This window comes from Mesorhizobium sp. 43Arga, from assembly GCF_053714255.1.
Genome location: NZ_JBSKBO010000002.1, coordinates 420379 through 445748 on the forward strand (window position 1 = coordinate 420379; position 25370 = coordinate 445748).

Genomic DNA, 25370 nt, shown 5'->3' on the forward strand with positions numbered 1-25370 from the left:
CCCGCCGCGCGGGGTTTCGTTTCAGTCACACAGCGTCACGCCCGTCGCCTTGGCCCAGCGCTCGAGGATCTTGCGTTCGTCCGGCGTAGCCAGACGATTGCCGAAGCCGCGCACCTGCGCCGCCCGATGCTGCGGATCGAGCTCAATCGTCAGCAAGGCGTTCGACCTTGCCGAGCGCCTTGCGCCGCAGCGTCCAGATCGACGCGTATCCGCCAATGCATTTGGTCGCATAGGACGACACACAGTGATGCATCGCCCTCGACTCGGCAACGAGATCCTCCGCCGTCTTCAGCTGGCGGATAGAGAACCACTCGCCATGCGCCTTGGCTTCCTTCGGCGGCGGATGCCATTCCCAGTCCTGCAGGCGCGAGCCGGACCATGCATTGTTCTGTACCGGTGCGCCGATCGCGGGTTGAACCCGCGCGGCGGCACGCCGGCGCATCGCCTCGATGCGTTCGATCGCGGCAAGGTCGCGATGCCAATCCGACATCTGCCGGTTCAGCGAGGCAAGCGTGCGGCCCTTCAAGCTATACGCCTTGTCGCGCCGATGCATGGCGCCAACATAGTCGCTGAGGTCGTCGATCTCCTCCTTCGACGTTGGCTGCCCGCAGAAGAAGCGAGCCACCTCGCGCCAGAAGGCCAGATCGGCGCGCGGCGTGCGCGCGATCTTGGTGCGCGCAAGGCGAGCGGCCAGTCCGCAATCCTCGGTGTAGGAGCGAGCAATCGCGAACCAGAACGCCTCGTCGAACGTGAAATCACCAGACAGGTTCAGGAAGCAATGCACTTCCTTGCGCGACAGCCACACATTGGCGCCTGCCTTGTAGAGCGACCCACCACCTGCAACGGCGACGTACCAGGCAAGGCGAAGCGCGATCTCCTGGCCGTCCAGCCCCGACCGATCCAGCCAGATAGCCTCGAGCGCGGCAGAAACCGGATAGCGCGCATAGAGATAGCGGGCAGCCGCCAGCCGCAGCCGCGCCGGGTCGCGCGTCTTCAGCTTTGGACGCCACAAAGCCCCGTCGCGGATCGCCATGCCGGTATGGCCTCGGCGTACCTCGTCGAGCGCCCGCTCGAAATCCGGAGCGGGGCGCGGCATGGCGCAAACCCGCCGCAGCGATGCTTGATATGCCTCAATGCGTTGGCGCTCGGCGTCCTGCCTGCGCTGGATCATGGACCTGGCCATGGCCGTTCTTCCCGATTGGAACCCTGTCAGCCGCACGCAATTCCAGCGCCGGCACGGAATGCGTCGATCTGGATTGGCGTGACATTGACAGGTCTCCTCTGGGGATGACGGGTTGGAATGGGCGGGCTCTCTAGGCTCACAGAGATTTTCGAGCAAGAGCTATTCTTCCAACGTTTACAGGGGCCTGCGAGAGTGTTGCAAAGCCGCATCTCAGACCTTCAGGCAGCCGCCATCGTCGGCCGGGAGCTTGTCGGCTCCCACCGTTTCATTGATTTCAGCGGCATCGATACAGTCGCGGACAACGACGGCGGTAACGCATCGCAGCTTGGTGGCCGTCAGATTGTCAGCAAATGGAATCCGCTCTGGTGCGGGTCAGCCCGTTCGACCGCCGTGGAGGCGTGAAATGCGTGAACAAGATCTCATCATGCCTCCTTCAAGAGTGTCGTCGATACGGGTGCGGCGGACGAAAAAGGGCCGCATGTCGCGGCGTGGCTAATACTCCCGAATAAGCCCGACAGCAATATGGCGCACTTGGCTAGCGTCGGCCGGCCCGGCCCGAGCGACCGCGCCAAGCCGGCTTGGCTCACCTTGGATCGGCCGTTCGGCGTCGGCGCCAGGCAAACGCTCGCTGCAGCTCTCCGGCCGGAATGCAGCAACCGCATTGTCACCGTCGAAGCAGAAACACATGGGTTGCCCCCTGCCTGGTGGGTCGCGTCAGGCGTGGTCGCTGAAATCGCGCACGACGCGCTGCAGCAACGGCACGTAATCGCGAAACGCCCGCGTCTTCATATTGGCGACCTTGCCGCCCTCGTCCCAGATACGGACCCGCACCGCTTCCTCATGGAAGGGGTTCTTGCGGAACTCGGCCACCTCTTCGGCGCTCATCGGTCCGCCCTGCAGCGACAGCGTGTGGACCGAAGCCGGCGACAGCCTGGAGAAATAGGTCGGGTCGGTGGCGCAGAGGTAGCGCTTGGCCGCGACATGCAGCCTCACGCATTCGACGATGACCGGCGGGAAGAACGGCGCCAGCACCTCGCCGCCGGCCTCGTCATGATGCTTGTCCTCGACATCGTCGGGCGAATAGGTGCCGAACTCGCTGGTGTAGTGGCCGATGTCGTGCAGCAGCGCCGCCGCCACCAGCACTTCGGGCGCACCATCCTGTTCCGCCAGCCAGGCCCCTTGCAGCATGTGCTCGGACATCGTCACCGGCTCGCCGACATAGGATTCCGCGCCCCGGCGCTCGAAAATGTCGGCGATGAATTCGACGATAGTGTCAGCGTTCAAATCCGCGCCGCTCATTCGGCGGCCTCCTTGAAGCTGTGCTCGATCGCCGCAAGCGTCGACAGCAGGCCGTCCTTGTCGGCGTAGCAGCCCTGCAGCCAGCGCTTGCCGGTGCCGGAAAACGCCTTGCGCGCGTGCATGACACGCGTGTTGTCGACGATGAAGGCCTGGCCAGGTTGAAGCTTGAACGTCACTTCGAAGGCGGGATCCTCGATCAGTTGGGCGAACCGGCGATAGGCGGCATAGTAGGCGTCCATATCGGCGAACGGCACGTCGACGACAGGCGCCAGCGAGCGGTTGTTGAAGCGGATGCAGATCAGCTCACCATCCGGCCCGAGTTCGATCATCGGCCGCTTCGCCTGCAGCCTCACGCCGGACGAGCCGGCATATTCGAAGCGCGCCGGACAGGAACTCAACAGTCGGAAGCCCTCAGGGTTTTCGGCCTGCAGGACGGCCGCGACGGCAAAACCGTCGACGACGCTGGACTCACCGCCCTCCACCGTATTCTCGACACAGGACAGGATCTGCAGCGTCGGCACCGGATCGCGATAGGGATTGTCGGTGTGCGCCTGGAGGCCGAGATTGGTGTAGGCGAGATTGTTCGGATTGACCTCGGCGCGCACTTCGAACCAACGGCCGTAATTGGTCTCCCTGATATAGCCGAACAGGTCGGAGACCTTGCACAAGGCGCCGGATTCGGCCGGCAGGCCGTCCATTACCGCAAAGCCGTAGGTTCTCACCGCCGATAGCCATTCGCGCAGGACGCTGCGGCCGTGAAACGCCGCCTTGTAGCTGGCGCGCGGCACCGAATTCTGCATCGTCGCCTTGGTCCAGCGCTGGATGATATCGCCCGTCCAGCCAGGTTCGCGAAGCTCGTCGCGATCATAGGCATTGGCGCTGAGCCACTGAGCGGGAAAACTGACCGTTTTTCCTTCCGGCACGAAGCTGACTTCCAGCGCGCCGCCCTTGATCGCGGCCGCGCCGATTCTCGTCTCGGCCGGAATGTCGAGGATGGTGATCAGCCGCTGGCCATTGCCGGCGCTGCGCGTCTTGTCGTCGAGCGCATTGTCACGCAGCCACATGGCATGAAAGCGGGTGCGCTTCCCACCCTGCCAGCCAAGTTCGATCGTTCTGCCTTCGTCGCCAATCAGCGCGTGGGTGAGCATGGAGATCCGTTCCTGTCCTCTACGCCCCGCGGCCCGGTCCGCGGGGTTTCGATTGCATGTTGGCGACAAGACAGGCATAACTCAAATTATCATTTTTTGGCCAAAGACCATAAATATCTAATGCCTCGAAAACCCATTCCCGCTCTGCCTCCCCTCGACTGGCTGCGCAGTTTCGAGGCCGCGGCAAGGCTGTCGAATTTCACGGCGGCCGCGGCCGAACTCGGCCTGACCCAGGCGGCCGTCAGCCAGCATATCCGGCTGCTCGAGGACCGGTTGAAGACGCGCCTGTTCTCGCGGCTGGCGCGCGGCGTCGCGCTGTCGCCGGAGGGTGCCGCCTATCTGCCGCACATACAGTCGGCCTTCGCCACCATCTCCAGCAGCACGACGGAACTGTTCGAGCCGCGCGCTGTCCAGACCGTATCGATCCGGGTGCCGATCTCTTTCGCCTTGCTGATACTGGTCCCGGCGCTGCCCGATCTCGCCGAGGCGCTGCCGCGCATCCAGCTCGATCTGGTGACGATCCATCGGCCGACCGACTATGATTTGCCGGGATCCGCGCTCGACATCCGTTTCGGCAACGGCTCCTTTCCCGCACGCGAGGCCGACAGGCTGACTGCCGAGCGGCTTGTGCCGGTGGCAAGTCCGGCGCTCGCCGGTGCCGCCGACTGGACAGCCCTGCCGCTGCTTCTGGTCGCCGGCGCTCGCGAAATGTGGGCGGAATGGTTCACGGCCGCTGGACTGGCCGGCCACCCCCAGCGGTCGCATCGCTTCGACAGTTTCGTCGCGGCGATGGAAGCGGCGAGCGCCGGCGCCGGCGTGCTTCTGGGGTCGCGGCCGCTTGTCGACGCCGCGCTCAGGAACAGGAGCCTGATGCCGCTTTCCGATTTCGAGCTCTCCAGCAGCTCAGGCCATTTCTTGACCAGCGCATCGACCGCGCGCCTGACCAGCGCCGAACAGGATTTCCGCCAGTGGCTGCTGGGGCACCTGTCCAGAAAGGCCTAGGCCTGACCGGCACTGTCTAGCGCGGTGCGGAGCCGATACGCTTCCAGCAGATCAGCGTGCTGGTCAGCCCGCCATGTCGGCGTCAATCGAGATGGCGCACGCGGCGTCGCTTGCGCGCGGCCTTGATGGCAGCGATGCGCTCGGTGTCTTCTTCCCGCAGATGCCGTCCGCGCTCGAGGATCTCGAGCGTGTATTCGTCATAGGTCAGGCCCAGCCGTTCGGCCTTGTCCATGCGCATCAGCATCACCTCGCGGCTCGGCGCCTTCCATGCCTTGGCGTGCGCGGTCTGCCAGGCCAGGAAGATGTAGGGGTCGCCCTTGCCCCAGGGTGGCCCCTTGTACTCATCAAGAGGCGGCCCCCCATTATGGGAGCGCTTTGGCCGTCTCGCCATGATCTCAGCCCCTGACCAGCGCGACGAGATAGTCGGCGCCCGCCTCCAGGGCATGGAAGGTGCAGTCCGACGGCGCGCCGAGCGCCAGGCAGTCGCCAGGCTCGAGCCGGTGCACCACATCGCCCTCGGTGAATTCGAGCCGTCCGGAAATCAGCCAGATCTGCTGCTTGATGAAGGCATAGGAGGCCGCCGGCAGGCTGACCCTGGCGCCCGCTGGCAGATGCACCTTGATCAGTTCAAGCGGCATGTCGGTGGCCGGTGACAAATGCCGCCTGACATAGCCTGTATCGGGGTCGCGCCACACCGGTTGATCGGCCTCGCGCAGCAGCTCGCCGCCTTGCAATTCCGCGCGCGCGATGAGGGTCGACAGCGTCATGCCGAAAGCCGCCGCGATGCGCACCAGAAGGGTCGCCGTCGGGCTGGTCATGCCGCGCTCGATCGTGCTCAGCATCGCCTTGGAAACACCGGACCGCTCGGCAAGCTCGGCCAGCGACCAGTCCCGGATGAGCCTCTCGGCGTGGATCCGTCTGCCTATGGTCGAAGAAATATCGTTCGCTATATCATCCATTCGTCCATTATAACGAAAGACGAGGATCGGAGAAGAGTCACTTCGCGACAATTTTCGTCAGCCGCTTAATCCTCTCTACACCATCCGACCTCATCCGACCTTAACCCCGTTCCGCTAGGGTTCGATCTCCAGGGAAATGGGGATTGGCCTGTCCATGTTTGTCGAACGCGAAGCTTCCGTCGGAGAACCGACATTGCAGGAGCGCCGCAACGCAGAGCAGAACGACCGGCGCATCCTGGGCAACGTCGTGCAATGCGACGGCGCGCGCGCCACAATCAGCGCCTATGCCGACGATGTCGACGGCGCGGTGACCGGCCTGTGGACGGTCGGCAAGATGATCTCGATCAATCTAGGCACGACGCGAACCGTTGGCCTGGTCTATGGCATCGGCAATTCGGACCGCGCCTGGAGCAATGAAGGCCAGAACGCCATCGAGGTGAGCATCGAGCTGATCGGCGAAGTGCGTGACGGCGCCGAGCCCGGCGCCAAGCCGATCTTCGACCGCGGCATCACCACCTATCCGCATATCGGAGCCGTGGCGCACCGCATCCGCAGCCGCGACCTGCAGGCCGTCTACGATCTGGCCGGCCGCCATTCCATCACCATCGGCTCGCTGTCGCAGGACGAGGCGATCGCCGCCAACATCGCCATCGACGACACGCTGGCGCGCCATTTCGCCATCGTCGGCACCACTGGCGTCGGCAAGTCCACCGCCGTCTCGCTGCTGCTGCGCAAATCGATCGCGGCGCGGCCGGATCTGCGCATCCTGATCCTGGACCCGCACAATGAATTCGCGGCGTCACTGCCGGAATATTGCGTCAAGGTCGATTCCAAGACGCTCGACCTGCCGTTCTGGATGTTCAAGCTCGAGGAATTCGCCGAGGTGCTGTTTCGCGGCCGTGAAACGGTGCCGGAAGAGATCGACGCCCTGCGCGACCTCATTCCGCTGGCCAAGAGCCTCTACCGCAACCCGAATTCAGGCGCCTATCTCAGGCGCGGCAACGACGCGCTGACCGCCGATACGCCGGTGCCTTATCGCATTGCCGATCTGCTCAAGCAGATCGACGAGCGCATGGGCATGCTCGAAAGCAAGAACGAGCGCCCGACGCTCAAATCGCTGAAGACGCGCATCGAATCGGCGTCCGCCGATCCGCGCTATCGCTTCATGTTCAGTTCGCGCCTGATCGAGGACACTATCCACGAGACGATCGGCAACATCTTCCGCGTGCCGCATCACGGCCGGCCGGTGACCTGCTTCGAGATGGCCGGCATGCCCTCTGAAGTGGTCAACTCCGTCTGTTCGGTGCTGGCGCGCCTGGCCTTCGACCTCGCTCTGTGGAGCGAGGGCAAGCTGCAGCTGCTGTTGCTGTGCGAGGAAGCGCATCGCTATATGCCGGCCGATCCGCGTCTCGGCTTCGCGCCGACCAGGCACGCGCTGTCGCGCATCGCCAAGGAGGGCCGCAAATATGGCTGCTATCTCGGCGTCGTCACGCAGCGCCCCGGCGAGCTTGACCCGACCATCCTGTCGCAGTGCTCGACCTTCTTCGCCATGCGGCTCGCCAACGAGCAGGACCAGGCGATCATCCGTTCGGCCATCGCCGACTCCTCCGCCTCCACGCTTGCCTTCCTGTCATCCATGGGCCAGCGCGAGGCCATCGCCTTCGGCGAAGGCGTGGCGACGACCATGCGCCTGAAATTCGAAAGACTGCCCAGCCACCTGCTTCCCGGCACGGCCAAGCGCGAAGAGACCGAGGCGCCAAAGGCCGGCGACGATGTCGACCTAGTGGCGATCGTCGAGCGGCTGCGCAACGTGCCGAAACCGACGCAGCAGGCGATGGCCTTCGCCGAAGTGGTCGATTCCAGCCGCCAGGCCGGCGATCCCGACTACCGCAAGCCGGCAACCGGCCGCGTGCAATCGGACGACGATTTCGACATGCGATACGGCCTGAAGCCCGCCACCTTCGGCATGCGCCCCCAGAACGACTGAACCTACAACTCTTTGACGACCAAGAAGCCGAAGCTTCCAAGCGCTCCGCATCGTCGAACCAGCTTGGGTAAATCCCGAAAGGGAATTCATCAGGCCGGATTGAATGGCGTGGTTTTCGAGGGGCCGGAGCGGAACGGACATTCGGTCCGTGAGCACCGGAAGTCGAGAAAGCCGCGTCAGGCAACCGGTCTCATGAATTCTTCTTCGGGATTTTAGGCGCAGACGCGGTTGCGGCCCAGCCTCTTCGCCTCATAGAGCTGGCGGTCGGCGCGGCGATAGAACTCTTCGGCCGTTTCCTTGCGGTCCCAGACGGCAAGGCCGACGCTGGTGGTGATCTTGAGCCGCACATTGCCCGAGAGGATCGACATGTTGGCGATCGCCTTGCGGATGCGCTCGGCGAATTTGGCCAGCAGGTCCGCCTCCATATTGGGCGTTACCACGGCAAACTCCTCACCGCCCAGCCGCGCCACCACGTCGTGGTAGCGTGTCATGTCCTTGAGGCAGCTGGCGACCGCCCTGAGCACCTCGTCGCCGACATCGTGGCCGTGCGTGTCGTTGACCTGCTTGAAATGGTCGAGGTCGAGGATCATCAGCCCGACCGGCTTCTCGATGCGGCGGAACTCCTCGAGATACTCCTTCAGTGCATCGTCGAAATAGCGGCGGTTCTGCATGCCGGTCAGGCTGTCCGTCAGCGCGGCATGCTCGAGCGTTTCGGAGCGGGCGCTGAGCGAAACCGTCATGGCGCGCAGCTTGCCTTCTTCCGTCGCCTGTTTGCGGATCAGCGGATAGATGAAGAAGATGCCGAAAAACAGCGCGGTCGCAAGCAGCACGCCGGTCGCGAACAACAGCTTGTTGAGGTAGATGACCTTGTCCAGGCCAGACTGGGTATGGAGTTCCGTAGCGAAGGATTGCAAGAGCCCATAGGCGTGCAGCGTCACCAGGCCAGCGGCCAGGATCACGAAAATAAAGACGAAAAAAGCGGATTCCGCCTTATGGAAACGCATCTGCTCCCCAATGGAAAAGTGCCCATCGACCTTATGGCACGGACCGCCTTACGGAGCGTTAATCCCGGCAACTTCGGCGCGAACCTTTCCGTCATGGTCAACTTTTTAAGTTGCATTAGCAACAAGCGTTTGGATCGTGGTTTCGAGATCGTCACCGGGGTGCAACCTCTGCCATTCCGGCCCCAGTTGATGGCGAAACCAGGTCGCCTGCCGCTTGGCGTATTGCCGGGTTGCGATCTTGGCGCGCTCGATCGCCTCGGGAAAGCTCAGCTGGCCCGCCATCGCCGCCTGCAGGTCGCGAACGCCGATCGCCTTCATAGCAGGCAGATCCGGATCAAGGCCAAGGGCCGAAAGCTGCCTGACTTCCTCCAACGCGCCCTTGTCCAGCATCTGGTCGAAGCGCCTCTCGATGCGATCGACCAGCGCGGCCCGATCCGGCTCGAGGACCAGGAAACGCGCCGTCTGCCTGTCGATGAGCGGCCGGCCGCGCTCCGCCTGCCATTCGAGGATCGACCGGCCGGAGGCGTCGAGCACTTCGAGCGCCCGCACGATGCGCTGGCTGTCGGTTGGCTTCAGCTGCATGGCGGCTCTCGAATCCTCGCGCAGCAGCAGGCTGTGCAGCTTGACCGCGCCTTGCTCCTTCAGCTCATAGCGCCAGCGGTCGCGGATGCGCGGCGGAATGTCGGGCATTTCCGAAATGCCTTCGGCCAGCGCGCGAAAGTAAAGCCCGGTACCACCAACGAAGACCGGCCGCCGCGACAGCATTCCGTCATCGATGAGCTTCATCACGTCACGCAGCCATGCGCCGGTCGAATAGGCGGTGCCGGGATGGACGTGGCCGTAGAGAAAATGTGGCACGCGTGCGAGGTCGGACGCCTCCGGCCGGGCGCTCAGCACGTCGAGCACCGAATAGCCCTGCATGGAATCGGCGTTAACGATGACGCCGCCTGCGCGCTCGGCCAGGTCGAGCGCCAATGCCGACTTGCCGCTGGCGGTCGGCCCGGCTATCAGGATCGCGTTCTTCACGCGGCCTTCGCCCGCATCCGTGCCGGAATTCTCGATGCCGCTCATTGCCACGCTTGTTTCCCGTCCCGCCGACCGCGCTCTGTCGCCGTCACTTGCGAATATGGCCTCGCGGTCGGTGGGTGCAAGCACTGTCGTCTGGTTGGCCGAAGGCATTGCCTGCGATCTAGCCCTGCCGCAAGAGGCCGACGCCGCCAATACCACGGCTGCCCTCCGCGCCGCATTGGCCGGGGAATCGGTCGATGTGATCGTCCAGCAGGCCGAAACGCGTCGCAAGAAAATCCTCATCGCCGACATGGATTCGACCATGATCGACCAGGAATGCATCGACGAACTGGCCGACGAGATCGGCGTCAAGGAGCACGTCGCGGCGATCACCGCGCGATCGATGAACGGCGAGATCGCCTTCGAGCCGGCCCTGCGCGAACGCGTCGCGCTGTTGAAGGGGCTCGATGCCGCCGTCGTCGACCGCATCGTCGCCAATCGGCTGACATTGGCCTCGGGCGGCCGCGCGCTGGTCCAGACCATGCGCGCCAATGGCGCCTGGACGGCGCTCGTCTCCGGCGGCTTCGAAGTGTTCACAACCCGCATCGCGGCCATGCTCGGGTTTCAGGAGAACCGCGCCAACCGCCTGCTCGAACAGGACGGCCACTTCACCGGCCTGGTCGGCGAGCCGATCCTCGGCCGCGCCGCCAAGGCCGACGCGCTGCTCGAAATCTCGACGCGCCTCGGCCTGATGCCGGCCGACACCATCGCCGTCGGCGATGGCGCCAACGACCTCGACATGATCCGCCTCGCCGGCACCGGCGTGGCGCTGCATGCCAAGCCGACCGTGGCGGCCCAGGCCAAGGTTCGCATCGACCATGGCGACCTCACGGCACTGCTCTATCTGCAGGGCTATCGCCAGGAAGAGTTCGTTCAATGAAACCCATGCGCACCGAACGCCTCATCCTGCGCAATTGGGAGGACCGCGACCGCGAGCTCTTCCACCGCATCAATTCCGATGAACGCGTCATGGAATTCTTCCCGTTCCGCCGCGACCGTGCCGCCACGGACGCCAAGATGGATGAATTCCGCGCCTGGATCGAAGAGGACGGCTATGGCTTCGCCGCGGCCGAGATTGCCGCGACCGGCGAATGCATTGGCTTCGTCGGCCTCTTCGATACCGATCACGTGCCATCCCTGCCTGCCGGTACCATTGAGATCGGCTGGCGGTTGGCACCCGAATTCTGGGGCAACGGCTATGTCACCGAGGCGTCGGAAGCCTGGCTGGCCTACGGTTTCGAGACATTGGCCGTCGACGAGATCGTTTCCTTCGCGGTCGCGAAAAACCATCGCTCGACCGCCGTCATGAAACGCCTCGGCATGACGGCCGATCCGGCCACCGACTTCGATCATCCCGACATTCCCGACAGCCATCCCGCGCTCAGGCGGCATGTGCTCTACCGGCTTTCACGCGAGGATTGGCAGGCAAGAAAAAGGGCGGCTGGTTAGAGCAATTCCAGGAAAAGTGCGAAGCGGTTTTTCCGTCCGGAATTGCTTCAAAACAAAAAGGTAGAGCGTTTCACCGTTTCCGCGAAACGGTGAAACGCTCTACCCGCCTTTTTTGAGATCGCCGGATTGAAATCTCAATCCATCCGGATCGTCACGAAGCGCAACTCGCCGGTCTTCGACGCCAGCATCAAGAGCGCGTTCTTGCGGCCCTGCTCCTTCAGCGCGCCGATCCGGTCCATGACATCCTTGGGCGTGGCGACCGATTCCTGCGCGATCTCGGTGATCACTTCGCCAGGCAGGATGCCGCGCTCGGCGGCGGCCGAGTCCTTGGCCACATCGGTGATGACGACGCCCGAAACATCGGCGGCGATGCTGAACTTCTTGCGCGTCTCATCGTTGAGTTCGCCGACGGTCATGCCGAGCACCGAGGCGGTCGAAACGGCCGGAGCCTTGTTGCCCTTGTCCTGGTCGGTGTTGCCGTTCTCGCCGCTGGCGAGCTTTTCGCCATCCTCGAGCCGGCCGAGCGTCACCTTCACCGTCTGCTCGACGCCCTTGCGCACGATCAGCACGTCGACGGCCTTGCCGACGGGGCTTTCGGCGACGACGCGCGGCAGGTCGCGCATTTCATGGATGTCCTTGCCGTCGAACTTGATGATGACGTCGCCGGCCTGGATGGTGCCGTTGTCGACCGGCCCTCCCTTGATGACGCCGGCCACCAGCGCGCCCTTGGCGGTCGCCATGCCGAGGCTTTCGGCGATGTCGTCCGTCACCGGCTGGATGCGCACACCGAGCCAGCCACGCCGCGTCTCGCCAAACTGGCGCAACTGGTCGACGACGCCAGAGGCGAGTTGCGAGGGGATGGAGAAGCCGATGCCGATCGAGCCGCCGGACGGCGAAATGATCGCCGTGTTGATGCCGATGACTTCGCCGACGCTGTTGAACAGTGGCCCACCCGAATTGCCGCGATTGATCGCGGCATCGGTCTGGATGAAATCGTCATAGGGTCCGGAATTGATATCGCGGTTGCGCGCCGAAACGATGCCGACCGTGACCGTACCACCGAGGCCGAATGGATTGCCGACCGCCATCACCCAGTCGCCGACGCGCATCTTGGTGGAATCGCCGAACTTCACCGCGGTCAGCTTGTGGCCTTTCGGATCGACCTTCAGCACCGCGACGTCGGTCTTGGTATCGGTACCGACCAGCGTCGCCTTCAGCGTCACGCCATCGGAGAAATTGACTTCGATGTCGTCGGCGTCGGCGATCACGTGGTTGTTGGTGACGACGATGCCTTGCTCGGCGTCGATGACGAAGCCGGATCCCAGCGACTGCACCTTCTGCCCGCTATTGTCCTTGTCGCCGCCACGGTTCTTGAAGAAGTCGTCGAAGAAGTCCTGAAACGGTGAGCCCTCGGGAAGCTGCGGCATCGGCACCGCGCCCGGCCCTTCCGTGCCCTTCACGGTCTGCGAAGTCGAGATGTTGACCACCGCGCCGAGCACGCCCTGCGCCAGGTCGGCCACCGAAGCAGGCCCATCGGCCGCGAAGGTCGGCGTCACGAAGGACGGGGTGGCGACAGTGCCGACGAGAAGCGCTGCCGTGCCGGCGATCAACGTCCGCCGTGCCGCGCGCAAAAGTGGTGTGGATGTCATCGAGAAGCCTCCCGGTCTTTCTGAAAGAGAAAGCACAACGGCGAAAACACCGCGTTGCGCTATGTTGGCAAAAAATACGGCACGTTTGCGGCTACGACTATCGGCAGAGGATTAATCCTCCGTTTTGCCTCGGGCGAAAAACGGCCTTCTCATCCGCCCCGCACCAGCCAGACGATGCCGACACCAATAGCGATCGCGACCAGCCCGGGGATCCGCAATGCGTTCTCCGGCATCGACAGCACCTCGTTGGCGAGCTTCTTAGCCAAGCCGGGAAAGCCGCCATAGACCAGGCCCTCTATGACAAGGACCAGGCCTATCGCCGTGAAAAAGTCCTGCACCGGCTATTGCTTGCCCGTGCTGGGTTGTGTGGCCGGCGCGGCAGGCGCCGCCGGGGCGGGTGCCGCCGGTTTCGCCGGCTCTTCCTTGCCGTCGGGATCGCGGAAGTAGCGGAAGAACTCCGAACTCGGCGACAGCACCATGGTCGTCCCGGTATTGTCCAGGGCCGTGCCATAGGCATTCATCGACCGGTAGAAGTCGAAGAAGGCCGGGTCGCGCTTGTAGGCGTCCGCGAAGGTGGCGCTGCGCTGGGCTTCGCCCTCGCCGCGTAGGATCTCGGACTCCTTCTGCGCTTCGGCAACGATCTCGACCACTTCACGATCGGCGCGTGCCGTGATGCGCTGTGCCGCTTCATTGCCGCGTGCCCTAAGCCGGGCGGCCTCGGCCAGACGTTCCGCCTTCATGCGGTCGTAGGTCTGCTGTGAAACCTCGGCCGTGAGGTCGGTGCGGCGAATGCGGACATCCTCGATCTGCAGGCCGAGCGAAGTGGCGTCGGGCCGGAGTTGATCGCGCACTTCACGCATCATCACCGCCCGCTGTTCGGAGAGCGCCGCCTCGAAATCGCGCAGACCGTAAACGCGGCGCAAGGCAGCGTCGAGACGCGTCCTCAGCCGCGCTTCGGCCAGTTCGATCTGACCGGACACGGCGGCACGGAAGACGCGCGGATCCGAGATGCGATAGGCGATGAAGGCATCGACCTCATAGAACTTGCCGCCCGACACCTGGACGCGGATGTTGTCGAGGTCGAAGCGCAGCACCCTGTTCTCGATCAGTTGCACCGTGTCGGCGTCGAAGAACGAGAACGGCGCCTTGAAATAGATGCCGGGCTCGGTCTTGACGTCGACGATCTCGCCGAACCTCAACACCAGCGCCTGCTGGCGCGCGTTGACCACGAACACCGAGGAATAGATCAGGAACAGGATGACCGCCGCGATGACGACGAAAATGGGAAGACGGTTGGCCATCACTGGGTACCTCCCGTGTTCACGGCAGGCGCGGCCGGAGCCGGCGGCTTCGGCTGCAATGCCGGCAGCGGCAGATAAGGCACGACACCTTGTCCGTTGCCCTGCTCGACGATGACCTTGCTCGAGTCCTTCAGAACCCTCTCCATGGTTTCCAGATAGAGGCGCTTGCGGGTCACATCCGGCGCCTTGGCGTATTCGTCATAGACCGAGATGAAGCGCTGGGCCTCACCTTCGGCTTCCTGCATGACACGGTTCTTGTAGGCGGCCGCGTCTTCGCGGATCTGTGCCGCCTGGCCGCGCGCCTGGCCGAGCTTCTGGTTGGAATACTGGTTGGCCTGCTCGACGAACTTGTCCTCGTCCTGCTCGGCGCGCTGCACCTCGTCGAAAGCATCGGCCACTTCGCGTGGTGGTGCCGCATCCTCGATCGACACGGCATTGACGTTGAGACCGGCCTTGTAGCCGTCCAGCGTCGACTGGATGATTTCGCGCACCGAGGCGGCTATGCCCTGGCGGTCATCGCGGAAGATGTCCTGTGCCGGCCGGCGGCCGACGGCTTCGCGCATGGCGCTTTCGGCAACTTGCCGCAGCATGCCGTCCGGATCGGAGACGTCGAACAGATAGGCGCGGGGATCGGAGACCTGGTAAGCCACCGAAAACTGCACGTTGACGATGTTCTGGTCGCCTGAAAGCATCAGGCCATTGCCGCTGGTGTTTCCGCCGCCAATGTCGACGAGTTGCTCGGAAATCTTGGCCGTTTCGACGGTTTCAAGCGGCCACCAATGGAAATGCAGGCCAGGCTGCGAGAGCTCTTGCTTCGGCTTGCCGAAGCGCAGTTCGACGGCGACCTCATCGGGCTGCACCGTATAGACCGCCTGGAATGCCCACAGAACGACCAGCACCGCGGCGACCAGCCCGAACACCGCCGGACTGGCGCCACCGCCGCCGGGCAGAGCGCGCCGCAGCCGGTCCTGGCCGCGCCGGATAATGTCTTCGAGGTCGGGGGGCGACCCTTGCGGGCCGCTGGGCCCCTTTGGCCCCTGCCCCCAGGGCCCCTGATTGTTACCGCCGCCGCCCCACGGGCCGCCGCCTCCGCCACTCTTGTCGTTCCAGGGCATGAATGTCCTTTCGCTTGGAATTCCCTCAAGCGCCGGAGTTACGGCGCAAATCCAGTGTCGTTCTTCTATAGGGACGCCACGGCACGCTTTCAACGCGATGCGCCGCCGGCATCATCCGTTTTGGGCCGGTAGCGACCCTTTGTCGTCCTTCAATGCACGTTTTGTCTATCAAAGTACCTGGCGGCGCTCGTAAACCGAATAGCGCGTTGCGTGGCTGTCCTTTTCCCCGGCCGGAACCTCCTGCGAACTGACCATGCGCCATGTCTCGGCGTCGATCGGCGGGAAATGCGCGTCGCCGTCGACGGCGGCCAGCACATGGGTGACGTGCAGCCGGTCGGCCAGCGGCAGCGCCTGGGCATAGATCTCACCGCCGCCGATGACGCAGGCCTCATCCACGCCGGTCATGCAGCGGGCGCGCACCGTTGCCAGCTGAATCGCAGCCTCCAGCGTATGCGCCACCTCCACGCCCTCGGCGCGCCAGGTCCTGTCTCGGGTGACGACGATGTTGAGCCGGCCCGGCAGCGGCCGGCCAATGCCTTCATAGGTCTTGCGGCCCATGATGATGGGCTTGCCCATCGTATCGGCCTTGAAGCGCTTGAGATCGGTCGAAAGCTGCCAGGGCAGTCCGCCGTCCCGCCCGATCACGCCGTTCTCGGCGATGGCGACGTAGATTGCGACGTGCATCAGTTCGCGTCTCCGCCATTGCTGTCAGACGGTTGGAGCAGCAGGATATCGATGTCGTGCTCCGGGTAAAAATCGTTCGCGGTCATCTCGAAACTTGTCGACCCGACCTTTTTGACATTGTCGCCGCAGAACGAGACCAGGGCCTTTGCATTGCCCTTGTCGACGGTCAGCTTGAACTTGCCGATGGTGCCCGCCGCCCAATTGCCGCCGGTGGTCAGGATATAGGCGATGCGGCTTTCATAATATTTGGGATAGCCGTCCGGATTGTCCTTCGCGGCCTTGCGCACCGCGTTCTCGAACGTGTCGTCCATGCAGTAGCGGGTCTTGTATGTCGCATATTGCCCCTGGAACTGGCCGTCATAGAAGAAGCTGACCGACGACGTGCCGCCGACGCTCGGCTTGTAGCGGTGGGAAACGTGAACGTCCTTGTTGGCCGGAAAGGTCGAGCGCCACCAGTAGGTCGAGCGCAATTGCCAGAACGGCGCATAGGTGGATTTCATGCCGCTGCCGTCATCGGCGGTGTCCCCGATGACGATGCCCCGGTTGACCCAGTCGTCGGCCACCGCTTGCGGTAGCTTCGCCAGTGCCGCCTTGGCGGCATCGCCGAACGGGTTGAACGGCACATTCTGCGCCTTGAGATCGGCGCTGATATCGATGCCGAGCGCGAACGCCTTCTGCTCGAGCTGAGGCTTTGCCGCGACACCGTCGATCGTCACCTCGAAGCCGAGGAAATTGTCGCTCTGGTTTTCGGGGATGGCCGGCATCTCTTCGGGATCGCCCGAAATGTCGGGCATCGGGAAGGCGACGATCGCGTCGACATCCTTGTCGGTGTTGTTATGGAAGACGTAGTCGACCGTCACCTTTTCGGGCGAGATGAAGAGATCCTCGCTTTGCATCGCGACAGCATCGCTGCGCGACAAGATCAGGCCGCCCGTGCCAAGCTCGGCAACAGAATCGTTGGCCAATGCGGCTTGCGCCGAAAGCGCCAGCAACGCGGTCAGAACATATCGCAACATCGAAGCCCCCTCGGCAAGAATGCCCTGGTGACCCTAGCCGTTTCAATGTGGCGTTTCAAAGCCCTTCCGCATCCGCAGAGGCTCCAAAGCGGCCTGGACACGCAAGGCAGCGGTCTGGACACGCGAGCGGTCTGGACACGCGAGCGGTCTGGACTAACAGCTTCCGATCAGGCAGGAGTTCGCGCCATGCGCAAGCTTCTCGTCATCGGCATCGGCGCCGGCAATCCCGACCACATGACCGTCCAGGCCATATCAGGCCTGAACCGTGCCGACGTGCTGTTCATCCCCGACAAGGGCGCCAGGAAGAACGACCTTGCCGAATTGCGGCGCGAGATCTGCGACCGCTTTGTCACCAACCCGAAATCGCGCCGCGTCGAATTCGACGTGCCGGTGCGCGCCGAACCAACGTCTTCCTACCGCTCGACCGTCGACGACTGGCATGAAGCCATTGCCGCCATCTACGAAGCCCTGATCCGCGACGAGATCGCGGAAAATGGCTGTGGCGCCTTCCTGATCTGGGGCGATCCCTCGCTCTACGACAGCGCGTTGCGCATTCTCGAACGCGTGCGCCTGAGGAACAATGTCGCCTTCGAAATGGAGGTCATCCCCGGCATCACCGCCATCCAGGCGCTTGCCGCCGGCCACAAAATGGCGCTGAACCGCATCGGCGACTCCATTCTGGTCACCACCGGCCGCAGGCTGACTGAAGAAGGTCTGGCCAAAAATGCTGGCAGCACAATCGTCATGCTGGACGGCAAATGCGCCTTCAATACGCTGGCTCACCCGGATGTCACCATCCATTGGGGCGCCTATCTCGGCACGCCGGACGAGATCATCATCGCCGGCCGCCTCGGCGATGTCGGCCCCGAGATCGAAAAGGTCCGGGAGGAAGCCCGCCGGCAAAAGGGCTGGATTATGGACACCTATCTGCTGCGCAAGCCCGGTGAGTAGGAAGGAAGTAAGGCAGTAGGCAGCAGGTGAAGAAAGCCACGAATGACCGCCCTACTGCCTACTGCCTACTGCCTACTGCCTACTGCCTACTGCCCTCACTCACCCGGCATCGATCTCCGCCTGCAGCGCGTCCATATGCGTCGCCGCCGCCGCGGTGGCCGCGCGCTCGATGGCGCGGAAGCGGCTGACCACCGCAAGGCCAATGGCCGTCAGCTGCGCGCCGCCGCCCTTGCGGCCTCCGGTCTGCGCGGCGACCAGCGGCTTGCCGAACACCCGGTTCATGTCCTCGACCAGGTCCCAGGCGTGCTTGTAGGACATCTCCATGCCGCGCGCGGCGGCCGAGATCGAGCCGAAGGTAGCGATCTGCTCCAGAAGCTCGATCTTGCCCGGACCGATCCGCCCGTCTGGATCGAGATTTATCCGCAAGCTCAGCGATGGCATCTTTGCTCCTCCGCGGTCGCCCCGGCCCAGCTGTCAAGTTGCCTCGATGTCAAAGCTGCTTCGGCGATACCGTTATTCCAAAACAATATAGCGGCGATCGCCGCCCCTGTCAGCCATCGACCTCGATCGGCAGGCCAGCGCCGGTGTTCGCCCGGTCGAAACTCACGGTCTTGACCACCGCGAAAACCTTGCCGCCGAGCCGCAGCCTCAGCGCCTGCCGCGACTGTTCGGTGATGCGGGCGAGCACCGTTGCGCCATTGCAGTCGATGCCGACCTCGACCGCCGGCCCCTCGCCAGGGCTGATCGCGACGATCGTGCCGGGCAGGATGTTGAGCGCGCTGAGGCCCGTCGGTTTCTCGGTGGCGATCATCACATCGCGGGCACGGATGCGGACACGCACCGAAGCATCTGTCTTCATAGCCAGGCGCGGCACGCGAATTTCGCCGGCGGCCGAGCCGAGCACGGTCATGCCGAACGCCTCGTCGTGGCGCAGTACCTTGGTCTCCAGCACCGCGCCACCCTCCCCGCGCTCTTCCGCCGGCAGCAGGTCGAGCCTTTGCATCACCGCCTCTGTCGGCCCGCTGGCAACGACCTTGCCTTGCGCCAGCATCACCACGTCGCTCGCCAGCCGCGCCACCTCGGCGACCGAATGGCTGACATAGACGATCGGGATTTTCGTCTCGTCGCGCAGCCGTTCGATATAGGGCAGGATCTCCGCCTTGCGCGCCTCGTCGAGCGAGGCCAGCGGCTCGTCCATGAGCAGCAATTTCGGACTGGCGAGCAGCGCCCGTCCGATCGCCACGCGCTGCTTCTCGCCGCCCGAGAGTTTAGCCGGGCGCCTGTTCAGCAGAGGTCCGATGCCGAGCAGGTCGACGACGGCATCCATGTCGGCATAGCGCTCCTGTGCCGGCGTGAACCAGCGGCCGTAACGCAGATTGCTGGCCACGCTCATATGTGGAAACAGGCGTGCATCCTGAAACACCATGCCGATGCGGCGCCTGTGCTTCGGCACGAAAATGCCGGCATCGGTGTCGACCAGTGCACGGCCCTCTGCCTGGATGCGGCCCTTGTCGGGCCGGATCAGCCCGGCGATCATGTTGATGAGCGTGGTCTTGCCCGACCCGGATGGCCCGAACAGCACGGTCAGCCGCCCGCCGCTCTCGAAGCGCGCCTCGATCGCGAAATCGCCGAGCCGGTGGCCGATATCGACGCGGACGCTCATTCGATGTCCATCCGCCTGCCGACCCGCCGCGCCAGAACTTCCGAGGCGACCAAAGCCGCCATCGAGATGACGATCGAGATCAATGTCAGTCGCAATGCGCCCTCATCGCCGCCCGGCACCTGCGTGAAAGTGTAGATCGCCGAGGGCAGCGTCTGCGTTTCGCCCGGAATGTTGGAGACGAAGGTGATGGTCGCGCCGAACTCGCCCATCGCCTTGGCGAAGGCCAGGATGGCGCCGGCGATCAGCCCGGGCAGGATCAGCGGCAGCGTGATGGTGGCGAACACCCACAAAGGATTGGCGCCAAGTGTTCCCGCCGCCGCCTCCATCTTGCGGTCGACCGCTTCGATCGACAGCCGGATTGCCCGCACCATCAGGGGAAAGCCCATGACGCCGCAGGCCAGCGCCGCACCCGTCCAGCGAAACGAGAAGACGATGCCGAAATGCTCGGCGAGGAAGGCGCCGGCCGGGCCGCGCTTGCCGAAGGTGAGCAACAGGAGATAGCCGGTCACGACAGGCGGCAGGATCAGCGGCAGGTGAACGACGCCATTAAGCAGCGTCTTGCCCCAGAATTGTCCACGGGCAAGCAACAGGGCAATCAAGGTGCCCGGCGGCAGGCTGAAAAGCATCGCCACGGTCGCCACCTTGATGGACAGCCGGACCGCATTCCATTCGTCGGGAGTGAGGTCCAGCAGCCAGGTCATATTGTGCTATCAGGCCCTGTTCAGTTGCTCGGCGTGAGCACGGTAAAACCCTGTTCCTTGAAGAGCGCACCGGCCTTGGCGGACTGCAGGCATTTCAGGAAAGCCGTCGTATCGTTGTCCTTCGAATCGACGGTCTGGGCAACCGGATAGATGATCGGCGGATGCGAATCCTCCGGGAAGGTGCCGACCACCTTGACGCCCTTGTCGGCATGCGCGTCTGTGGCATAGACGATGCCGAGAGCGGCCTCCCCTGTCGAGACCAGCTTGAGCGCCGCGCGGACATTCTCGGCCTGCGCCACCTTGCCCTCGACCGAGGACCAGACGCCGAGCGATTCCAGTGCCGCCTTGCCGTATTTGCCGGCCGGCACCGCCTTGAAGTCGCCCATGGCGAGCTTGCCGTCGCCGACCAGCTTGGCGAGGTCGAAACCCTTCTCGATCTTGGTCTTGACCTTCGAATCCTTCGGCGCCACCAGCACGATCTCGTTGCCGAGCAGCTTCACCTCGGTGTCGGGCTTGGTCAACTTCTTGTCGGAAAGATATTTCATCCAGTCGAGATCGGCCGAAATGAAGACGTCGGCTGGCGCCCCGCCCTCGATCTGCTTGGCCAGAGCCGAGCTTGCCGCATAGGAAACGGTCGCGGCCTCGCCGACATCGGCCTCACAGGCCTTGTTCACCGCATCGAGCGCGTCCTTGAGACTGGCCGCCGCAAACACCACGACCTTGCCTTCCGCATGTGCGGCGGGCGCCGCCGCCATCAACGTCGCCGCAAGACCGCCAATGGCGATCGCCCTCAACCCGAAACCTTTGCGCGTCATCGAAAACTCTCCCTGGTTTGAAATCCGTGCGGCGCTAAGCCTGCCGATCGATATATCCGTATGAATATAACAAGGGAAGGCCGATGGCTTGCGAAAACGCCTATGCCCCGCCGACTGTTCTGGTAAGACGAGCGGGAAACCTGATGCATGCCGCCCAAAAGTGACCTCGGTTTTGGGAGAACGACATGCATAAAGCCACGGAGAGCCCGATGAAGATCAGCGCCCGCAATGTGCTCAAGGGAACGATCACCGAAATCGTCAAGGGAGCCACCACCTCGCACGTCAGGATCGACATTGGCGGCGGCGCCATCGTCACCGCCTCGATCACCAACGAAGCCGTCGCCGATCTCAAGCTCGAAAAGGGTAAGCAGGCCTATGCCGTGGTCAAGGCCTCGGACGTGATGGTCGGTATAGACTGACGGGAGCCGAGCTTAAGGTATGTTGAGATTCAGGTCGGCCGGCATCACCTGAATATCGGCATAGCTTAGACCGCGATGGGCGCCTTGATACTGGCATCGGCAACGTAATTTTCCAGCCGGAAATCCTCGTAGCGGAAGGCGAACAAGTCCTTCACCTCCGGGTTGATCCACATGGTCGGTAGCGCCCTTGGCGTGCGCTGCAATTGCTCGCGCGCCTGTTCGAAGTGGTTCGAATAGAGATGCGCGTCACCCAGCGTGTGGACGAAATCGCCCGGCTTCAGCCCGGTCACCTGCGCCACCATCAGCGTCAGCAGCGCGTAGGACGCGATGTTGAACGGCACGCCGAGGAAGATGTCGGCCGAACGCTGGTAGAGCTGGCAGGACAGCCGGCCCTCGGACACGTAGAACTGGAACAGGCAGTGGCAGGGCGGCAGCGCCATCGCTTCCACCTCGGCTGGGTTCCACGCCGAAACGATCAGCCGCCGCGATTGAGGATTGCGGCGTATCTCCTTGAGAAGGCCCGCTATCTGGTCGATCGAGCCGCCATGGCCGTCCGGCCAGGAGCGCCACTGCCTGCCGTAGACCGGACCGAGGTCGCCATTCTCGTCGGCCCATTCGTCCCAGATCGTGACGCCGTGGTCGGTCAAATATTTGATGTTGGTGTCGCCGGCCAGGAACCACAGGAGTTCATGGATGATCGACTTCAGATGCAGCTTCTTCGTCGTGGTGACCGGAAAGCCGCGCGCCAGGTCGAAACGCATCTGGTAACCGAAGACGGAGCGCGTGCCGGTTCCGGTGCGATCACCGCGATCGGCGCCGTTTTCCAGCACATGCTGCAAGAGGTCGAGATATTGGCGCATCGGTTCCAGCTCGATTCGAGTGCGGATACTATAGCGGTCAGACCGGCGGCCGAATACGGCAAAACGGCGCTAGTCGTCCTTGCGCACCACTCTTCTTCTAGATGTCTGCGTCGCCCCTCATTGCCCTGCCGGGCATTTCTCCCCGTGAACAGGGAGAAAGTGGCTGGCCGCAACGCCGGCGCGCCAGCCTTCGCAAATTGACGCGCGGTCGTCAGAGCGAGCCGAGCTTGCCCAGATCCTTGGCCACCAGATAATAGAAGGTCACCCGGCTCTTGGTGTTGTCGGCGTGCATCGCCTTGCAGGTCTTCTCGATCGAGGCGTCGGCCTTCGCCCCGTCGCTGACGCCGAGCTTCTTGGCCACCCAGCTCTCCTTGACGCGCTCGAGCTCCTTCGGGTCGGTGCAGGACACCAGCGAGGAATCGCGGTTCCTCAGCGCAATGCCCAGATGCTTGACGATCTTTTCGACCGCGTCGGCGGTGGCGCCCGCGTCGTATTTCTTCACATCCGCAAGATAGTCGGCCATCAATATTCCCCTCGTCGGCGCCACGGATCCGATCGATGAGGGCTGTGGCGCGCTTCGCAACTTGTGCGCTAGGTCGGTAACTCCTCACCGCTCGCAAAGCTTCCGTTGAGACCGCGCCCAAGTCAACCCTCGGCGTCGCAATTTGACACAGGGACAAAGCACCATTGCGGCCTTTCATTTCCGGCGAACGCCCCCTATATTCGGTTTGTCGGCTTGACCGACTATGGCGATAAATGGGCGATGAAATAAGCCGTTCGGACCCGGGGGCGGTACCCGGCGCCTCCACCAAAAGCCGCTGTGACGACAGAGCGGTTTTTGCTGGGGGCGAAATAGGATCGACGAAGGTGTAAAGATCGTACTTTTGCCCGGCATTGTACCACCGTCATCGGGCTAAACTTATAGTTGCCAACGACAACTATGCGGAAGCACGTCTCGCTGCTTAATGCAGTGCGATAGCTTCAAATCAAGCCCTAGGGGTTCGCACTTCTAGGCGGGGTTCGGAGGTACCTGGCAACAGAAACCTCCACTTCTCCCTCCCTCGATCCACGTCATGCGCAACGGTCTTTTTGCCGTCCGGACGTCGCACGGCCGTGGGCCGCGAAGCCGCCGCATCGCGTGTCTCTCTCTCCCTGGACAGAAATGCAAAACGATTCCGATCGATTCTTCGTGCTGACCGGTGGCCCGGGCTCCGGCAAGACCACTTTGATCGAAGCCCTGCGTCAGGCGGGCCTTGCGATCACCGTCGAAGCCGGACGCGGCATCATCCGCGACCAGTCCTCGATAGGCGGAACCGCCCTGCCCTGGAGCGACCGCGCGCTGTTCGCCGAACTCATGCTGTCCTGGGAGATGCGCTCATATCGGAACGCGCTCGAACAGAAGGGACCGGTCTTCTTCGATCGCGGCGTGCCGGACACGCTCGGCTATCTCAAATTGAGCGGCCTGCCGGTGGCAGACCACATCAGTACCGCCGCCAAACGCTTCCGCTACAATCCGCGCGTGTTCATCGCTCCGCCCTGGCCTGACATTTTCGCGCAGGATGAAGAGCGCAAGCAGACACCAGATGAGGCCGAGCGCACTTACCATGTGCTGGCCGGCGTCTATACGGAGCTGGGTTACGAGCTGGTTCCGCTGCCCCTCGCGCCGGTCGAGACACGGCTGGATTTCGTATTGGCCGAGGCAGGGCTGAACTAAAAAGGCCGGGAAAACCCGGCCTTTTCATATACTTGCGAGCAGTGCCTACTCCGCCGGCGCTTCGACCGCTTCGCGCGAACGGCCGAGCGTGACCTTGGCCAGCGTGAAGGAAATTACCGCGCAGAGCGTGATGCCCGCGACCATCGGCAGTGGCGTGCCGTCGAAGAACACGCCGGCGACGCCCATGGCGAGCGCACCGATGGCGAAGTGCAGCGTGCCCATCAGCGCCGAGGCCGTGCCGGCGATCTCGCCATGCTCTTCCATGGCCAGCACCGAGGTGGTCGGAATGACCAGGCCGAGGAAACCGTAGCCGACGAACAGCAGGGCTGCCATCACGTCGAGCCGGTCGACGCCCGTCGCCATGATCGCGAGCAGCACCACCATCGTCGAGGCATAGCCGGTCACCGCGACGCGCACCACGCGCCGCAGCCCAAAACGCTCGGCCAGCAGTCCCGTCAGCTGCGACATGCCGATGAAGGCCACCGCGTTGGTCGAGAAGAACACGCTGTAGACCGACGGCGACAGCCCATAGTGGCCGATCAGGATGAAGGACGAGCTCGACAGATAGACGAAGAAGCTCGCAATGCCGAAGCCGGCGATCGCCACCAGGCCGAGGAAATTGCGGTCGCCCATCAGGAAGCGATAGCCGGCAAGTGCGGTGCCGAAAGAGGAACCGACGCGTTCTTCCGCCGGTCGCGTCTCCCTGAGCGAGGTGGCGAGCAGGATGGTGGCAAGGGCTGCGGCACCGGTCACCGTCCAGAACACGGCGCGCCAGCCGAAATTCTCGATGATCTGGCTGCCGGTCAGCGGCGCCAGGATCGGCGACACCGAAAAAACCAGCATCAGCAAGGACATCAGCTTGGCGGCTTCATTGCCGGTGTGCAGGTCGCGCACGATGGCGCGCGGCACCGCCATGCCGGCGCTGGCGCCAAGCCCCTGCAGGAAGCGGAATGCGATCAGCCACTCGATGGTCGGCGCCATGGCCGAACCGATGCCGCCGACCATGAACAGTGCAAGACCGCCATAGAGCGGCAGCTTGCGGCCGACCATGTCGGAGATCGGCCCGACGACGATCTGGCCGAAACCCATGGACAGGAAGAAGATCAGCAGGCTCATCTGCACGGCGGCGGTGCCGGCGTGCAGATCAGCGCCGATCGACGGCAAAGCGGGAAGATACATGTCGATTGCGAAAGGGCCGATGGCGGACAACAGGCCGAGCACGACCGCGATGCGGAGGAATTTGGGACTCATGATATTGGCTTCTTTCGAAATCTGGTTGCCGCCGCCAGGCGGCGTCTAACCCTAGGACGTTCCATCCCGTGAGGTTCCGACACTCCAGGAGCGAATTCTGGTCGTCCCCGGCGCGAAATCTCCTAATCGCAT

Annotated in this window: 29 protein-coding genes and 1 other RNA gene; 9 read left to right on the forward strand and 21 right to left on the reverse strand. The window is 63.6% G+C overall.

Going from position 1 to position 25370, the window contains the following annotated elements; genetic code table 11:
* Positions 1 to 21: 21 nt before the first annotated feature.
* Together ACWGS8_RS08490 and ACWGS8_RS08495 are read right to left on the reverse strand one after the other, a co-directional pair.
* Entirely contained in the window at positions 22 to 156 is a 135-nt protein-coding gene (locus tag ACWGS8_RS08490) for a hypothetical protein (protein ID WP_454580497.1), read from the reverse strand.
* Positions 143 to 1183 (reverse strand): PcfJ domain-containing protein, encoded by a 1041-nt coding sequence (locus tag ACWGS8_RS08495; protein WP_454580498.1) that lies wholly within the window; start codon positions 1181 to 1183, stop codon positions 143 to 145. Before ACWGS8_RS08495 ends, ACWGS8_RS08490 begins: the two co-directional genes overlap by 14 nt.
* A gap of 117 nt (positions 1184 to 1300) precedes the next feature.
* Here ACWGS8_RS08495 and ACWGS8_RS08500 point away from each other — a divergent pair, with 117 nt between their 5' ends.
* On the forward strand, positions 1301 to 1585 hold the full coding sequence (locus ACWGS8_RS08500) for a hypothetical protein (RefSeq protein WP_454580499.1): 285 nt from the start codon (positions 1301 to 1303) through the stop codon (positions 1583 to 1585).
* A gap of 312 nt (positions 1586 to 1897) precedes the next feature.
* Here the strand turns inward: ACWGS8_RS08500 and tmpB are convergent, their stop codons facing one another.
* Together tmpB and tmpA are read right to left on the reverse strand one after the other, a co-directional pair.
* Positions 1898 to 2482: a (R)-1-hydroxy-2-trimethylaminoethylphosphonate oxygenase gene (tmpB, locus tag ACWGS8_RS08505; RefSeq protein WP_454580500.1), complete on the reverse strand. Its 585-nt coding sequence runs from the start codon at positions 2480 to 2482 to the stop codon at positions 1898 to 1900.
* On the reverse strand, positions 2479 to 3630 hold the full coding sequence (gene tmpA / locus ACWGS8_RS08510) for a 2-trimethylaminoethylphosphonate dioxygenase (RefSeq protein ID WP_454580501.1): 1152 nt from the start codon (positions 3628 to 3630) through the stop codon (positions 2479 to 2481). The genes tmpB and tmpA overlap by 4 nt, the downstream gene beginning before the upstream one ends.
* Before the next feature lie 120 nt (positions 3631 to 3750).
* Here tmpA and ACWGS8_RS08515 point away from each other — a divergent pair, with 120 nt between their 5' ends.
* The gene (locus tag ACWGS8_RS08515) at positions 3751 to 4632 is read left to right on the forward strand and encodes a LysR family transcriptional regulator (RefSeq protein ID WP_454580502.1); all 882 of its coding nucleotides are present in this window, start codon (positions 3751 to 3753) and stop codon (positions 4630 to 4632) included.
* Between the two features lie 82 nt (positions 4633 to 4714).
* Here ACWGS8_RS08515 and ACWGS8_RS08520 read toward each other — a convergent pair whose 3' ends face one another.
* Together ACWGS8_RS08520 and ACWGS8_RS08525 are read right to left on the reverse strand one after the other, a co-directional pair.
* Positions 4715 to 5023 (reverse strand): hypothetical protein, encoded by a 309-nt coding sequence (locus ACWGS8_RS08520; RefSeq protein ID WP_454580503.1) that lies wholly within the window; start codon positions 5021 to 5023, stop codon positions 4715 to 4717.
* A 4-nt stretch (positions 5024 to 5027) separates the two neighbouring features.
* The gene (locus tag ACWGS8_RS08525; protein ID WP_454580504.1) at positions 5028 to 5591 is read right to left on the reverse strand and encodes a helix-turn-helix domain-containing protein; all 564 of its coding nucleotides are present in this window, start codon (positions 5589 to 5591) and stop codon (positions 5028 to 5030) included.
* 154 nt (positions 5592 to 5745) lie between these two features.
* Here ACWGS8_RS08525 and ACWGS8_RS08530 point away from each other — a divergent pair, with 154 nt between their 5' ends.
* The gene (locus tag ACWGS8_RS08530) at positions 5746 to 7578 is read left to right on the forward strand and encodes an ATP-binding protein (RefSeq protein WP_454580505.1); all 1833 of its coding nucleotides are present in this window, start codon (positions 5746 to 5748) and stop codon (positions 7576 to 7578) included.
* A 212-nt stretch (positions 7579 to 7790) separates the two neighbouring features.
* Here ACWGS8_RS08530 and ACWGS8_RS08535 read toward each other — a convergent pair whose 3' ends face one another.
* Together ACWGS8_RS08535 and miaA are read right to left on the reverse strand one after the other, a co-directional pair.
* On the reverse strand, positions 7791 to 8582 hold the full coding sequence (locus ACWGS8_RS08535) for a GGDEF domain-containing protein (protein ID WP_010910172.1): 792 nt from the start codon (positions 8580 to 8582) through the stop codon (positions 7791 to 7793).
* A gap of 105 nt (positions 8583 to 8687) precedes the next feature.
* On the reverse strand, positions 8688 to 9653 hold the full coding sequence (gene miaA / locus ACWGS8_RS08540; protein ID WP_454581250.1) for a tRNA (adenosine(37)-N6)-dimethylallyltransferase MiaA: 966 nt from the start codon (positions 9651 to 9653) through the stop codon (positions 8688 to 8690).
* Between miaA and serB the strand changes: the two genes are divergently transcribed.
* Entirely contained in the window at positions 9643 to 10530 is an 888-nt protein-coding gene (gene serB / locus ACWGS8_RS08545) for a phosphoserine phosphatase SerB (RefSeq protein ID WP_454580506.1), read from the forward strand. The genes miaA and serB overlap by 11 nt on opposite strands.
* Positions 10527 to 11099 (forward strand): GNAT family N-acetyltransferase, encoded by a 573-nt coding sequence (locus tag ACWGS8_RS08550; protein ID WP_454580507.1) that lies wholly within the window; start codon positions 10527 to 10529, stop codon positions 11097 to 11099. The genes serB and ACWGS8_RS08550 overlap by 4 nt, the downstream gene beginning before the upstream one ends.
* Positions 11100 to 11233: 134 nt before the next feature.
* Here ACWGS8_RS08550 and ACWGS8_RS08555 read toward each other — a convergent pair whose 3' ends face one another.
* The 6 genes from ACWGS8_RS08555 to ACWGS8_RS08580 all read right to left on the reverse strand — a co-directional run bounded on the left by ACWGS8_RS08555 (position 11234) and on the right by ACWGS8_RS08580 (position 16864).
* The gene (locus ACWGS8_RS08555; RefSeq protein ID WP_454580508.1) at positions 11234 to 12748 is read right to left on the reverse strand and encodes a DegQ family serine endoprotease; all 1515 of its coding nucleotides are present in this window, start codon (positions 12746 to 12748) and stop codon (positions 11234 to 11236) included.
* Between the two features lie 149 nt (positions 12749 to 12897).
* Positions 12898 to 13086 carry a DUF2065 domain-containing protein gene (locus ACWGS8_RS08560; protein WP_454580509.1) on the reverse strand — a complete coding sequence of 63 codons (189 nt, stop codon included), beginning with the start codon at positions 13084 to 13086 and terminating at the stop codon, positions 12898 to 12900.
* Between the two features lie 3 nt (positions 13087 to 13089).
* A complete protein-coding gene (gene hflC / locus ACWGS8_RS08565; RefSeq protein ID WP_454580510.1) occupies positions 13090 to 14049 on the reverse strand; it encodes a protease modulator HflC in 960 nt (319 codons plus the stop codon).
* Positions 14049 to 15164 (reverse strand): FtsH protease activity modulator HflK, encoded by a 1116-nt coding sequence (gene hflK, locus ACWGS8_RS08570; RefSeq protein ID WP_454580511.1) that lies wholly within the window; start codon positions 15162 to 15164, stop codon positions 14049 to 14051. The genes hflC and hflK overlap by 1 nt, the downstream gene beginning before the upstream one ends.
* A gap of 168 nt (positions 15165 to 15332) precedes the next feature.
* A complete protein-coding gene (locus ACWGS8_RS08575) occupies positions 15333 to 15848 on the reverse strand; it encodes a dihydrofolate reductase (RefSeq protein ID WP_454580512.1) in 516 nt (171 codons plus the stop codon).
* Positions 15848 to 16864: a DUF4424 domain-containing protein gene (locus ACWGS8_RS08580; RefSeq protein WP_454580513.1), complete on the reverse strand. Its 1017-nt coding sequence runs from the start codon at positions 16862 to 16864 to the stop codon at positions 15848 to 15850. Before ACWGS8_RS08580 ends, ACWGS8_RS08575 begins: the two co-directional genes overlap by 1 nt.
* A gap of 186 nt (positions 16865 to 17050) precedes the next feature.
* Here ACWGS8_RS08580 and cobF point away from each other — a divergent pair, with 186 nt between their 5' ends.
* The gene (gene cobF / locus ACWGS8_RS08585; RefSeq protein ID WP_454580514.1) at positions 17051 to 17815 is read left to right on the forward strand and encodes a precorrin-6A synthase (deacetylating); all 765 of its coding nucleotides are present in this window, start codon (positions 17051 to 17053) and stop codon (positions 17813 to 17815) included.
* A 99-nt stretch (positions 17816 to 17914) separates the two neighbouring features.
* Here cobF and ACWGS8_RS08590 read toward each other — a convergent pair whose 3' ends face one another.
* From ACWGS8_RS08590 to modA, 4 genes are all read right to left on the reverse strand, one after another.
* The gene (locus tag ACWGS8_RS08590; protein ID WP_010910183.1) at positions 17915 to 18256 is read right to left on the reverse strand and encodes a winged helix-turn-helix domain-containing protein; all 342 of its coding nucleotides are present in this window, start codon (positions 18254 to 18256) and stop codon (positions 17915 to 17917) included.
* A 109-nt stretch (positions 18257 to 18365) separates the two neighbouring features.
* Positions 18366 to 19478: a molybdenum ABC transporter ATP-binding protein gene (gene modC / locus ACWGS8_RS08595; protein WP_454580515.1), complete on the reverse strand. Its 1113-nt coding sequence runs from the start codon at positions 19476 to 19478 to the stop codon at positions 18366 to 18368.
* On the reverse strand, positions 19475 to 20179 hold the full coding sequence (modB, locus tag ACWGS8_RS08600) for a molybdate ABC transporter permease subunit (protein WP_454580516.1): 705 nt from the start codon (positions 20177 to 20179) through the stop codon (positions 19475 to 19477). Before modB ends, modC begins: the two co-directional genes overlap by 4 nt.
* Before the next feature lie 20 nt (positions 20180 to 20199).
* Positions 20200 to 20994: a molybdate ABC transporter substrate-binding protein gene (gene modA, locus ACWGS8_RS08605; protein ID WP_454580517.1), complete on the reverse strand. Its 795-nt coding sequence runs from the start codon at positions 20992 to 20994 to the stop codon at positions 20200 to 20202.
* Positions 20995 to 21203: 209 nt separating this feature from the next.
* Here modA and ACWGS8_RS08610 point away from each other — a divergent pair, with 209 nt between their 5' ends.
* Positions 21204 to 21413: a TOBE domain-containing protein gene (locus ACWGS8_RS08610; RefSeq protein WP_063172453.1), complete on the forward strand. Its 210-nt coding sequence runs from the start codon at positions 21204 to 21206 to the stop codon at positions 21411 to 21413.
* 65 nt (positions 21414 to 21478) lie between these two features.
* Here the strand turns inward: ACWGS8_RS08610 and ACWGS8_RS08615 are convergent, their stop codons facing one another.
* Both ACWGS8_RS08615 and ACWGS8_RS08620 read right to left on the reverse strand, forming a co-directional pair.
* Positions 21479 to 22273 carry a thymidylate synthase gene (locus ACWGS8_RS08615; RefSeq protein WP_454580518.1) on the reverse strand — a complete coding sequence of 265 codons (795 nt, stop codon included), beginning with the start codon at positions 22271 to 22273 and terminating at the stop codon, positions 21479 to 21481.
* Between the two features lie 211 nt (positions 22274 to 22484).
* Positions 22485 to 22796: a DUF2853 family protein gene (locus ACWGS8_RS08620; RefSeq protein ID WP_454580519.1), complete on the reverse strand. Its 312-nt coding sequence runs from the start codon at positions 22794 to 22796 to the stop codon at positions 22485 to 22487.
* Positions 22797 to 22964: 168 nt separating this feature from the next.
* Here ACWGS8_RS08620 and ssrA point away from each other — a divergent pair.
* Positions 22965 to 23324, forward strand: a transfer-messenger RNA (tmRNA) gene (gene ssrA / locus ACWGS8_RS08625).
* Between the two features lie 111 nt (positions 23325 to 23435).
* Positions 23436 to 23987 (forward strand): AAA family ATPase, encoded by a 552-nt coding sequence (locus ACWGS8_RS08630; RefSeq protein ID WP_454580520.1) that lies wholly within the window; start codon positions 23436 to 23438, stop codon positions 23985 to 23987.
* Positions 23988 to 24032: 45 nt separating this feature from the next.
* Here ACWGS8_RS08630 and ACWGS8_RS08635 read toward each other — a convergent pair whose 3' ends face one another.
* Positions 24033 to 25238, reverse strand: coding sequence for a multidrug effflux MFS transporter (locus tag ACWGS8_RS08635; RefSeq protein ID WP_454580521.1), 1206 nt, complete (start codon positions 25236 to 25238; stop codon positions 24033 to 24035).
* Between the last annotated feature and the right edge of the window lie 132 nt (positions 25239 to 25370).